This window comes from Limoniibacter endophyticus (assembly GCF_014652835.1).
GTDB classification, from domain to species: Bacteria; Pseudomonadota; Alphaproteobacteria; order Rhizobiales; family Rhizobiaceae; genus Limoniibacter; species Limoniibacter endophyticus.
In genome coordinates this window covers 23,621-35,874 of record NZ_BMZO01000004.1, presented here as the reverse complement: position 1 = coordinate 35,874, position 12,254 = coordinate 23,621, and the positions used below count along the sequence as shown (strand labels likewise).

10 protein-coding genes are annotated in these 12,254 nt (G+C 56.7%); 6 read left to right on the top strand and 4 right to left on the bottom strand.

Annotated elements, in window-relative coordinates; all coding sequences use genetic code 11:
• Positions 1 to 20: 20 nt before the first annotated feature.
• Together IE151_RS06635 and IE151_RS06630 are read right to left on the bottom strand one after the other, a co-directional pair.
• Positions 21 to 1,220, bottom strand: a complete 1,200-nt coding sequence (locus IE151_RS06635; RefSeq protein ID WP_189489143.1) for an FAD-dependent monooxygenase — start codon at positions 1,218 to 1,220, stop codon at positions 21 to 23.
• Between the two features lie 11 nt (positions 1,221 to 1,231).
• Entirely contained in the window at positions 1,232 to 1,477 is a 246-nt protein-coding gene (locus IE151_RS06630; protein WP_189489141.1) for a zinc-finger domain-containing protein, read from the bottom strand.
• A 190-nt stretch (positions 1,478 to 1,667) separates the two neighbouring features.
• On the opposite strand from IE151_RS06630, the gene IE151_RS06625 reads away from it, so the two are divergent.
• The 5 genes from IE151_RS06625 (at position 1,668) to IE151_RS06605 (ending at position 7,555) form a co-directional block, all read left to right on the top strand.
• Positions 1,668 to 3,881: an RNA degradosome polyphosphate kinase gene (locus IE151_RS06625; RefSeq protein WP_189489139.1), complete on the top strand. Its 2,214-nt coding sequence runs from the start codon at positions 1,668 to 1,670 to the stop codon at positions 3,879 to 3,881.
• On the top strand, positions 3,878 to 5,389 hold the full coding sequence (locus tag IE151_RS06620) for a Ppx/GppA family phosphatase (RefSeq protein ID WP_189489137.1): 1,512 nt from the start codon (positions 3,878 to 3,880) through the stop codon (positions 5,387 to 5,389). Before IE151_RS06625 ends, IE151_RS06620 begins: the two co-directional genes overlap by 4 nt.
• A gap of 98 nt (positions 5,390 to 5,487) precedes the next feature.
• A complete protein-coding gene (locus tag IE151_RS06615; RefSeq protein ID WP_189489135.1) occupies positions 5,488 to 5,763 on the top strand; it encodes a LysM peptidoglycan-binding domain-containing protein in 276 nt (91 codons plus the stop codon).
• 60 nt (positions 5,764 to 5,823) lie between these two features.
• Positions 5,824 to 6,327: a hypothetical protein gene (locus IE151_RS06610; RefSeq protein ID WP_189489133.1), complete on the top strand. Its 504-nt coding sequence runs from the start codon at positions 5,824 to 5,826 to the stop codon at positions 6,325 to 6,327.
• A gap of 589 nt (positions 6,328 to 6,916) precedes the next feature.
• Positions 6,917 to 7,555 carry an outer membrane protein gene (locus IE151_RS06605; RefSeq protein ID WP_189489131.1) on the top strand — a complete coding sequence of 213 codons (639 nt, stop codon included), beginning with the start codon at positions 6,917 to 6,919 and terminating at the stop codon, positions 7,553 to 7,555.
• Between the two features lie 75 nt (positions 7,556 to 7,630).
• Here the strand turns inward: IE151_RS06605 and IE151_RS06600 are convergent, their stop codons facing one another.
• Complete coding sequence (locus IE151_RS06600) at positions 7,631 to 8,929, bottom strand: Nramp family divalent metal transporter (protein ID WP_189489129.1); 1,299 nt, start codon at positions 8,927 to 8,929, stop codon at positions 7,631 to 7,633.
• A 191-nt stretch (positions 8,930 to 9,120) separates the two neighbouring features.
• Positions 9,121 to 10,275 carry a ribonuclease D gene (rnd, locus tag IE151_RS06595; RefSeq protein WP_189489127.1) on the bottom strand — a complete coding sequence of 385 codons (1,155 nt, stop codon included), beginning with the start codon at positions 10,273 to 10,275 and terminating at the stop codon, positions 9,121 to 9,123.
• 187 nt (positions 10,276 to 10,462) lie between these two features.
• On the opposite strand from rnd, the gene aspS reads away from it, so the two are divergent.
• Positions 10,463 to 12,253 carry an aspartate--tRNA ligase gene (gene aspS / locus IE151_RS06590; protein ID WP_189489125.1) on the top strand — a complete coding sequence of 597 codons (1,791 nt, stop codon included), beginning with the start codon at positions 10,463 to 10,465 and terminating at the stop codon, positions 12,251 to 12,253.
• Position 12,254: the final 1 nt, after the last annotated feature.

The following is a 12,254-nucleotide window of genomic DNA, read 5'->3' as shown; positions in this document are numbered from 1 at the left end:
GGTTTTTCTTTTGCCAGCAATCAGTCGGGCTTCCAGCCGTAAAGCCAATCCATGTCGGCAAGCAGCTTGTCAGGGCCTTTGATGCGCAGCACAAGATCGCGCGCGAAGGCAATCGGGCCAGTCGCATGCCAGGCAAGACGGTTGAGCTTGGCGCGTTTTTTCACCCGCATAATGCGCTTCCGCCTTTGGGCCTGCCAGTGCGGAAGGGCCGCTTCATTTCCTTCGAAATGCAATTGCAGGGCTGCTGCCAGCGTGTAGGCGTCCTCTATGCCCATCGCCGCGCCCTGTGCTGCAAATGGCGTCATAGCATGGGCGGCATCCCCAATCAGGGCGATGCGATCCCGGTGCAGCCATTCGTAGCCAACGGCCCCCCATACGGGCCAGGCCGTCCAGGCCGCCGCCTCTTCAAAAAGGGCGAGGAGGCGGGCATGTGCGCCGGCAAACGCATCCTTCATTTCCGTCGCCGTCGCCGGGTTGTCCCATTGCGGCGGTACGGCGTGACCGGGACCGAAAGCCACCAGGTTGAAGGCTCTACCGCTCCGGATCGGATAGCAGATCAGATGCGCCTTCGGATGCAGGAAGGCGTTGACGCGATCGTTTCCGACCAGCGAATGCAGTTCGGTCCATGCAGGATCATCCTCGGCTATCGAACGCCGCCATGCAACAAAACCCATGAAGCACTGATGCCGCTCGCCGCAAAGATCGCGGGCGAGAGGAGACCATATGCCATCTGCGGCTATAAGAAAGTCGCCCTGCACGTCCCGCTTTTCTTCGCCGCATTCCCCGACTAGCGATATGCCGCGAGGCGTGACTTCGAAGCCTGTTGTCCTCCACCCTGTGGTGATTTCGATGCGTTCATCGGCTTTGGCAGCATTGACCAGCGCCGTCTGGAGATCGCCGCGATGCGCCACTAGGTAGGGAGAGCCGTATCGTTGCTCGGCTGCCTTGCCTAAGGGAACCTCGGCCACCTGTTGCAGATTAGAAGCGGTTTTGAGAACGACACTTTGTGGCTGAACCGCGTTTTTCTCGACCGCATCCAGCACGCCGACGCGCTTCAGTATAGCTGTGGCATTAGGTGAAAGCTGGAGGCCGGCGCCGAACTCATGGATGATGGGAGCGCGCTCGAACAACCGCACGCGAAAGCCGCGCCGCGCAAGACAAAGCGCAAAAGCGGCACCGGCAATGCCGGCGCCGCTCACAAGAATTGTCGGCTTGTCCATCGTGAGGCCGGTCAGGCCGCCGCTTCGTGATAGGCGCAACCCTCGGGCTTGGTTTCATCGCCATGCAGGGACGCATTGTAGCGGTAGAGTGTCGAACAGTATGGGCAGACTTTTTCCGAGTCGTCGCCCATATCGAGGAAGACGTGCGGATGATCGAAGGGTGCGTTCGCCCCCACGCACATGAATTCCTTCACGCCTACTTCAATTGCCGAATGTCCGGCACTGTTCTGAAAGTGGGGAATGTGATGGCCAGCCATGAAAACTTTCCGTCCGTCTCGTTTCTCACTCCGCTTTACCGCGGCGCTTCGCATGCCAACAGCGTTTGGAGCAGAAAAGAGGGTAATGCAAGTCATCTTGATATGAATTTGTCGCAAAACAATGTCAGGAGCTATTCTCGCCCACTGTGCTGGGTTAGGGTTCGGGCGCTGATTTGGGGATGGTATGACTATGAACGAGATAAAGCCGGTAAAAAGCGAATTCGTAAATGAAAAAGCTGCTACCGCTGGCGTGCTGACGGATAGCCCGGAGCGTTTCGTTAATCGCGAGTTCTCCTGGCTGCAGTTCAACCATCGTGTTCTGGCAGAATCGCAGAATCCGAACCAGCCGCTTCTGGAGCGTCTTCGCTTCCTCTCTATTTCCGCCGCCAACCTGGACGAATTTTTCATGGTGCGCGTTGCCGGGCTCGCTGGACAGGTGCGCGAGAATATAAAGGTCGCAAGCGCTGACGGCCGCACGCCGGAGCAGCAGCTCGAACAGGTTCTCGAAGAAGTCGAGAAGCTGCAGGATAATCAGGAAGAAAGCTTCGGGATATTGGCCGAATTGATGCGTGCGGAAGGCATCGAGATCGTTCGCAAGGACGACCTGACGGAAGCCGAGAAATTATGGCTCGAAGAACATTTCAATGCGGCTATCTTCCCCGTCCTGACGCCGATGTCGGTCGACCCGGCACACCCGTTCCCATTCATCCCCAATCTCGGCTTCTCCATCGCGCTGCAACTGCGCCGCCTGCGTAGCCGCCGCGAGGAAATGAACGCGCTTCTGCGCCTGCCCACGGCGCTGCCACGCTATATCCGCCTGGTCGAATCAACGGAAACTGCACGCTTCGTCCCTTTGGAAGACGCTGTGCACATGTTTATCGACACGCTTTTCCCCGGTTATGAGTTGAAAGGATGGGGCACGTTCCGCATCATCCGTGACAGCGATATCGAGGTCGAGGAAGAGGCTGAAGATCTCGTGCGCATGTTCGAAAGCGCGTTGAAGCGCCGTCGTCGTGGCTCGGTAATCCGTATCGAGTTCGATGAGGAGACGCCGGAAGCGCTGCGCACCTTCGTTGCAGGCGAAACCGGTGTATCGGCGAACCGCGTATCGTTGCGCAAGCGTCCGTTGGCCTTGAACCAGATTTCCGAAATCGTGTCCCTGCCGCGTGATGATCTCAAGTTTAAGCCGTTCAATCCGCGTTTTCCCGAACGTATCCGGGAGCATGCGGGCGATTGTTTCGCTGCCATTCGTGAGAAGGATTTCATCGTCCACCACCCGTATGAGTCTTTTGACGTCGTGGTTCAGTTTCTGCGTCAGGCCGCTGCCGATCCAGATGTCGTCGCTATCAAGCAGACGCTTTATCGCACGTCGAACGACAGCCCGATCGTGCGTGCGCTGATCGACGCGGCGGAAGCCGGAAAGTCGGTGACAGCACTCGTTGAGCTCAAGGCGCGTTTCGATGAGGAAGCCAATATCCGTTGGGCGCGCGATCTGGAGCGCGCTGGCGTGCAGGTCGTATTCGGCTTCATCGAGCTGAAGACGCATGCAAAGATGTCGATGGTAATTCGTCGGGAAGATAATAAGCTGCGCAATTATGTGCACCTGGGCACTGGGAATTATCACCCGAGCACCGCGCGCATCTACACCGACCTGTCCTATTTCACGACCGACCCGCTGATTGCACGCGACGTTGCGCAGGTCTTCAATTTTATCACCGGGTATGCCGACCCGACCGACAAGATGAAGCTGGCGGTTTCGCCGTTCACCTTGCGCCAGCGCATCCTCTATCACATCGCCGAAGAGATCGCACATGCCAAGGCCGGGCGGCCGGCCGCAATCTGGATGAAGATGAATTCGCTTGTCGATCCTCTGACCATCGACGCGCTTTATGCCGCGAGCGCTGCCGGCGTCGAGATCGATCTCGTTGTGCGCGGCATTTGCTGCCTGCGCCCGCAAGTGCCCGGTCTTTCGGAAAAGATTCGCGTCAAGTCAATCGTCGGCCGCTTCCTGGAGCATAGTCGCATATATTGTTTCGGCAATGGTCAGGGACTGCCGTCGGAAGCAGCACTCGTCTACATAGGTTCTGCCGACCTGATGCCGCGTAATCTGGACCGTCGCGTCGAAACACTGGTGCCGATTGTTAACCCAACTGTGCATGAACAGGTACTCAATCAGATCATGCTCGGTAATATTATGGACAACCAGCAGAGTTTCGAACTATTGCCTGATGGTACATCGCGGCGTATCGTCCCCGCCGAAGGGGAGGAGCTCTTCAATGCGCAGGAGTATTTCATGACGAATCCGAGCCTCTCCGGACGCGGTGACGCTTTGAAATCACATGCGCCGAAGCGCATCGCTCAATTCAAGCGTCAGCGGACAGCCAAGGCAGCTTCATCGCAATGATTGAAATTTCACAGGGCCGACTAAAAAATCGTCGGCCCTTGTCGATTATCGACATCGGCTCAAACTCGATCCGCCTCGTGATCTACGAGGGTATCGCGCGTGCGCCCACCATGCTCTTCAACGAGAAGATGCTCGCCGGGCTGGGTCGCGGCATCGTTACCTCCGGCGAGCTTGATCCTGATGGCGTACGCCGCGCGCTTCTGGAATTCAAACGGTTCCGGGCTCTGTCGGAGCAGGCGGGCGCGCAACAATTGCATGTCATTGCCACCGCAGCGGCACGCGAGGCCAGAAACGGCCCCAATTTTATCCAGCAGGCTCAAGAGATACTGGGCACGAAAATCCATGTGCTTACGGGCAAGGAAGAGGCATATTATTCAGCGCTCGGCATCATCTCTGGCTTCCATGCACCAGACGGGGTCGTTGGCGACCAGGGCGGCGGTTCGCTCGAGCTGGTAGACGTTGTTGGCGAGACGATCGGGGATGGCGTTACCTTGCCGCTCGGGGGGCTTCGTCTGGAGGAGACGTCGAAAGCCGATCCTCAGAGCGCAGGCAACATAGCCAGAGACAAGCTAAAGAATGTCGATTTCCTGAAAGCTGCCAAGGGCAGGGCGTTCTACTGCGTTGGCGGCACCTGGCGGAACCTTGCGCATCTGCATATGACCTCGGAAAATTATCCGCTGCATGTCATGCATAATTACGAGATGAACCCGCAGGCGATCCTGCCGTTTCTCAATCGCGTGATGAAGGGCGAAGCCGACAAGATCAAGGGTATTGGAGAAATCTCCAAAAGCCGTCGGGCTCTGCTGCCCTACGGTGCAGCCGCGCTGCGGGAGATCATCGAGGTCATGCAACCAAGTCGCATAGTCACCTCGGCGCTCGGCGTGCGCGAAGGCTATCTATATCATCTGCTGAATGACGATCAGAAGAAGGAAGATCCTCTGATCTCAGCAAGCGAAGAGCTTGCAATCCTGCGCGCGCGATCTGTCACGCATGCCCGCGAGCTGACCGACTGGACGCGTGTTTCTTTCGCGGCTCTCGGCGTGGAGGAAACGGAGAATGAGGCGCGCCTTCGTCACGCCGCCTGTCTTCTTGCCGATATTGGCTGGAGGGCCCACCCTGAATATCGAGGCGTTCAATCCCTCAACGTGATCGCGCATGCGGCTTTCGTTGGCATCGATCATCCGGGACGAGCTTATCTGGCGCTGGCCAATCTCTATCGTCACGACGGACTTTCGTCTGATGACGCTGCCGCCGATCTGCTGTCGCTTGCTCCGGATCGCTATATTGAACGGGCCAAGATTCTAGGCGGTCTGCTTCGTGTTATCTATCTTTTGACGGCATCCATGGCTGGCATCATTCCAGAGCTGTGCTGGCGTAGGGAAGGGGATGAGGTGCAACTCGTCGTACCTGCCAAGTACGGGGATCTGGACGGTGAGCGCCTTCAGGGGCGCATGAACCAGCTTGCGAAACTCGTGAAGCAGAAGCTTCGGCTCGTCGTGAAGGATTGATCCGCGACATAGATCGATGGACGCAAGCCCGTCGATCTACGTGTTACGTTCCGTCAGCATTTTGAGTAGGCGTGGCCCTCCATAATAGGAGAGCTGTTATGACTGAAGAATATCCACTCGATGATTTCATTCAGGCAGTTTACGCTGAGCTTGAAGAGATCACCCTGCTTTTATGCCTTTATGAGTGCGAGGCGGGGCACGAGGAGAAGCAAACGCGGTTCCACGTCGTGGAGGCAGGCGAGACGCTCTGGGGAATCGCCAAAACCTACTACGGAAAAGGTAGCTTTTATCCGGAATTGCAAGCAGCCAATCCCCAGCTCATCAACACGAGCCGCATTTGCCCCGGGCAGCGTCTTATCATTCCGACCTTGTGAATTTACCTAAACTCATCCTAGTGATAGGCGTGAGAAAGCAGAATTCTGGGAGTCGAGATAATGAACAAGATGACACCGCTGTTGACGATTTTTCTGCTCCCCGTGCTTACCGCTTGCAACCAGGAGTCCGATGCTCTGGTCCAGCAGGATAATCTCATCTGCAACTTTACCGAACCATTTTTCGCGCTCGAGTATGATGCAGCGTCCGGAAATGTCTTCTACACGGGCGTTGATACCTATGACGAGAAGACCGAAACGCATGAGAAGCGTGAATTTGCCAAGAATGCGCGCATCGTTAACACATCGGCAAATGCTGGAAAGGGCCTAGGTTCGAAACTTGAGCTGAAGGACGGGGAGGACAGGAAGCTTCTCGATCTTACAGTTGATTTCAAGGGGAGTGACGGCATGTCGGATAATCTCTATCCGATTACTGCCCTGCAGCAAGGCAAGTACGGGCCGCATGAAACCGGATGTACCACAACAAGTTTCCCTCCGGTTGAGGCTGGCGCGACGCCTTCCGATGATGATGCCAGACGGCTGATTGAGCAGCTCGTTTCCCGATAGTTTTGTTCTGAAACCAGCCCAGCCTCCATTCCCGCAACGGGCGGGTTTCTTGCCGCACTGGACATGTTTATGTGCGGGTAAGGACGCGTCAGGCGCCTTGCTCAAGAACAATATGGACGTCGGGCCGTTCCTGCCGATGGTCGCTCTGTACGATGACGCAGAACTCGTGTGTTCTGTTTGACGGCTGAAATCTGGCCGAACCCGATAATCGTGGCAGGCGCGACGCTGGTCTGCGTTTCCGTTGAATATGTGTCGACTGAAATAAGTATAGTGATAGCGGTTCCCTCGTTAAATATCATCGCGGGGCCGCCTAATTATTCGCCTGCTGTACCGAAAATGGAGATCGACAACCTCTCATCATCGGCGAGTTGGGCGAAACATCGCGCAACTGCGGGAGCGAGCGAAGTTGCAAGCCGTTCGGGCGATGCCTGCATCGCCGACCTCGCTTCGTGGATGTATTCAAAATGAGCGGATATAGCGGGCGGATGCATCCAGATTGAATGCACTTCCTGTGTCGCTGATCAGCGGTCGTTGTTAATAGATTGCCCGACGCGAAGGCGTCTTCAATTTAAACAGAATGGTATTTTCAATGAAGAAACTCCTTATCGCGGCTCTCGTCGCCGCGTCCGGTTCGGCTCAGGCCGCAGACGTCGTTTATAATACAGGTCGGGAAGCACCGATCGCGCAGGACGTTGCACGCGTATACTCCTGGGAAGGTGCCTATGTCGGCGCGACAGTCGGGTACGCAAAGGGCGAGGCCAATATCGTGCCTGGCCAGATCTATAAGGATAGCGGTGTCGCTTATGGTGGCTTCGCAGGCTACAATTTCGACCTTGGTCACGGCTTCATTGCTGGTGTTGAAGCCGGTATTGGAGGAAATGAGTTCAAGGCACGCGCCGGCGGAAACACATTTGCTACCAGCTGGAATTACGATGCCTCGGTCCGCCTGGGCTATGCTTTCGACAACGCGCTGATCTATGGCTCCGTCGGTTATGGCGTTCAGGATCTGAACCTGCGCATTCCCGATACCGTCTCGAAGGGCAAGTCGGATGGCTTGATCTACGGCGTTGGCGTCGACTACGCCCTCACCGATCACGTCTTCACACGTCTGAATTATCAGTACCGCGATTTCCGCAGCAACCTCGTTAATGTCGAGACGAAAGAGAAAGTTGGCAAGATGGACCTCGACCAGCACTTTGTCGGCGTCGGCGTCGGTTACAAGTTCTGATAACCTCCAGTATCAGAATGGAGAATGCCGCGTGTTGCCAAGCAGGCGCGGCATTCTTCTTTTTAACTTTGGATCTCACTCGCCGACGATCATGCCCCAGATTTCGTTGAGGCAGAGAATGATGAAGAGCGCCGCAGAAGCGCCGAGCAATGTATTGGAGAGCCAGCCATTGCGCCACTCCGCTGGGACGCGTTTCGAATTGAGAAGCCACATCAGCGTCAAAGCCAGAAAGGGCATGAAGAAGGCGCCTAGCGCGCCATAGATGATGATGAGCTGGAATGGACGCCCGAACCAGAGCAGCGCCATTGGCGGAATGGTTAACCAGAACAGATAGAACTTGAAAGCTGGCGTCTTCGACAGATCGTCACGCGTTCCGGAAAGCGGCTGGTTGCGAACATTGCGTACGAAGTCCGCGAACAGGATCGACACGCCATGCCAGACGCCGAGAATCGAAGAGAAGGCGGCTGCGGCGAAGCCGATCAGGAAGATCACGGAGACGACCGGGCCGAAACGCTCACGCAGCACCTCGTCCAGATCAAGCAATCCACGATCGCCGGACGAGAGGGTGATTTGCGCCGTATAGAGCAGTTCCGCGCCAATCACCAGCATTGCGATAACGAATACACCGGTCATGATATAGGCCACGCGATTATCGAGACGCATGATGCTCATCCATCTAGGTGTACGCCAACCTTTCGCGTTCACCCAGTAACCATAGGAAGCCATGGTGATTGTGCCGCCGACCCCGCCTATCAGCCCAAGAGTGTAAATCAGCGATCCTTCAGGGATGGTTGGCACAAGCCCGGTGACGGCTTCTCCGAGATTGGGCAAGGTCATAATGGCGATGACAATCACGACGACGAACATGATGCCGATAAAGATCTTCATTGCATCTTCGAAGACCTGATAGCGATTGAGAGCAACAAATATTGCCCCCAGAATGCCAGCGATCATCGCCCAGACCCAGAAAGGCAAGAAGGGAAAAAGGGCGGCCAGTGGCAAGGCAGTCGCGCTCATGCCGGTTGCTCCATAGACGAAGCCCCAGATGATGATATAGATGCCGAAATACCAGCTGGTCCAGGGACCGAGCGAGCGCCAGCCGTCCAGAATGGTCTGTCCCGTGGCAAGATGCCAGCGCGCCGTGCTTTCCGCCAGGGCGATCTTGACGATGCAGCCGATGACGGCGGCCCAGAGAAGGGCATAGCCGAAGCGGGAGCCGGCAATCAAAGTGGCGACAAGATCGCCAGCCCCTACGCCGGTTGCTGCTGCCACGATGCCTGGCCCGACGAGCTTCCACCGACCGGTCTTCGGCGGTATGCTGTCGTCCGTTAAGGTGTTCTGATAGGTTTTTTCCGATGGTCTGACGTCTGCCATGCAATAACCCTTGGCTTGTAAAGAGCTTAAGGCACTGTGACATGGCGTTTCATTGGCTCATGCAGTGGTCTCTCCCACGGCGTGTACAAATGTGGACCGACATGGCAGCACCAGACGTTAAACGCCAAATAGCCACAACCCGTTCCGGTCGGTAAGCCAGAACGGGTTTGCATGAAAGGGTATTGAGGCAGCTAGATATCGAACAGCCGGATTTTCTTCTTTTCGAACTTGATGCCGATTCTGCCCTGGATGAGATCGAGTGCCCGATCGCCGAAGACCTCGCGCCGCCAGCCTTCAAGAGCAGGAACCTGGGCATCCGCGCCATCAACGGCGATCTTCTCAATATCGTCGCTTGAGGCGAGCACCTTGGGTGCAACGCTGTGCTGTTCGGCAATAATGCGTAGAAGAACCTTCATCAGTTCCACCGCTGCGCCTGCACCTTCCGGTGTTGCCGTGGGACGTGCGAAGCGTGGCATCTCGTCTTTAGGGATAGCGAGGGCTGCGTTAACGGCCGCAACAATGTCCTGGCCTGCCTGTGATCGCTCCCATCCTCTTGGTGTCGTGCGCAGGCGACCGAGCGCTTCCGTCGTCTTTGGCTGCTGCTGCCCGATCTCAAAAATCGCATCATCCTTGATGACGCGGCTGCGGGGCACATCTCGCGCTCGCGCTTCGCGTTCGCGCCACGCGGCCACCTCGCGTACAATTGCCAGTTCCTGAGGTTTTTTCAGCCGCAGCTTCAGCCGCTTCCAGGCCTCTTCGGGTGGCTGATCGTAGGTTGAAATCGCCGTCAGCGTGCCAAGCTCTTCCGCCATCCAGTGCGTCCGGTTCTCCCGTTCCAGCTGGTTGCGCAGATACTCATATACGCCGATCAGATGGGTGACGTCGGCCAAAGCGTATTCGAGCTGCTGCTCTGAAAGTGGACGGCGCGCCCAGTCGGTGAAGCGTGACGTCTTGTCGATCTGTCCACCGGTCGTGCGGCTCACCAGCTGATCATAGGAAACGCTGTCGCCAAAGCCGCAAACCATCGCGGCGATCTGCGTGTCGAAGACGGGCGAGGGGATCAGGCCGCCGAGATGATGGATGATCTCTATGTCCTGTCGGGCCGCATGAAAGACCTTGAGAACCTTCTCATTGGCCATGAGCCCGAAGAACGGCTTCAGATCAAGTTCGCCCCCGATGGGATCGACAAGCACTTCCGGGCCATCAGGTGCTGCCATCTGGATGAGGCAAAGCTGCGGCCAGAAGGTCGACTCCCGCATGAACTCGGTGTCGATCGTGATGAATTCGGCGCTGGAAAGAGCTTCGATTGCAGACTCGAGGTCCGCCTGACGTGTAATAAGTTTCATGAAGGTGTTTCTTACTGGATTGTTCACGCAATGTCTGCACCGAAAGTCTTAAATGGCAAGCAGTTCACCGCTATCGTCTCGGTTTCCCGCAGCTTGCTTGACAAAATGCCTCGTACATGCGCTTTTCGCGCCGGAAAACAGGCGCAGTTCCTGTGATTTTTATCCCTTATTGAGCCGGAAAATCGTTATGCATCGCTATCGCAGCCACACCTGCGCCGCCCTCCGCAAGGAGAATGTTGGAGAAAAGGTCCGTATATCGGGCTGGGTTCATCGCGTTCGCGATCATGGCGGGGTGCTTTTCATCGATCTGCGCGACCATTACGGCCTGACGCAGATCGTCATCGATCCCGATTCGCCAGCTTTCAAGGCGGCTGAAGCGGTACGCGGCGAGTGGGTGATCCGCGTCGACGGCGAAGTCAAGGCGCGCGAGGCGGACACGGTCAACGTCAACATGCCGACTGGTGAAATAGAGCTCTATGCGCAGGAACTGGAGATCCTCTCTTCCGCCAAGGAACTCCCTCTGCCGGTGTTCGGTGAGCCCGATTATCCGGAAGATGTTCGTCTGAAATATCGTTTCCTCGATTTGCGCCGTGAGACGCTGCACAAAAATATCGTCAAGCGGACCCAGATCATCAGTGCGATGCGTCGCGAGATGGGTTCCATCGGTTTTACCGAATACACGACGCCGATCCTGACTGCCTCTTCGCCGGAAGGCGCGCGCGACTTCCTCGTCCCGAGCCGTATCCATGAGGGAATGTTCTACGCGCTGCCGCAGGCTCCGCAGCAGTACAAGCAGCTTCTGATGGTTGCTGGCTTCGACCGTTATTTCCAGATCGCGCCCTGCTTCCGTGACGAAGACCCGCGCGCTGACCGCCTGCCGGGCGAATTCTACCAACTCGACCTGGAAATGAGCTTCGTTGAGCAGGAGGATGTCTGGTCAACGATGGAACCCGTCATGCGTTCGATCTTCGAGGAATTCGCTGATGGTAAGCCGGTGACGCAGAAATTCCGTCGTATCCCATATGACGACGCGATCCGCACCTATGGTTCAGACAAGCCGGACCTCCGCAACCCGATCGAAATGCAGGCTGTGACCGAGCATTTCGCCGGTTCGGGTTTCAAGGTATTCGCCAATATTATTGCAAATAATCCCAAGGCCGAAGTCTGGGCAATTCCCGCCAAGACCGGTGGCTCCCGCGCATTCTGTGATCGCATGAATTCCTGGGCGCAAGGCGAAGGCCAGCCGGGGCTGGGTTATATTTTCTGGCGCAAGGAAGGCGACAAGCTTGAAGGCGCCGGCCCGATTGCCAAGAATATCGGCGACGAGCGCACGGCAGCGATCGCTGAGCAGCTCGGTCTTGGCGATGGCGATGCCTGCTTCTTCGTGGCAGGCGATCCTGCCAAGTTCTACAAGTTTGCCGGCGATGCCCGCACCCGTGCCGGCGAAGAGCTGAACCTCGTCGATCGCGACCGCTTCGAACTGGCCTGGATCATCGATTTCCCGTTCTATGAATGGGACGAAGATAACAAGAAGATCGATTTTGCCCACAATCCCTTCTCGATGCCACAGGGCGGTCTGGAAGCCTTTGATGCGCAAGATCCGCTGACCTTGAAGGCCTATCAATACGATCTGGTTTGTAACGGTTTTGAAATCGCTTCCGGTTCGATCCGTAACCAGTCGCCGGAGTTGATGGTCAAGGCCTTCGAGAAGGTTGGTCTGAGCCAGCAGGATGTAGAGGAGCGTTTTGGCGGTCTGTACCGCGCCTTCCAGTATGGTGCACCGCCGCATGGTGGTATGGCAGCCGGTATTGATCGCATCGTCATGCTGCTCGTCGGGGCGAAGAACCTACGCGAAATCTCGCTCTTCCCAATGAACCAGCAGGCGCAGGATCTTCTCATGGGCGCACCGTCGCCAGCTACCAATGCGCAGTTGCGGGAGTTGTCGCTGCGTGTTGCAGCCGATCCGAAAAAAGCTTGAT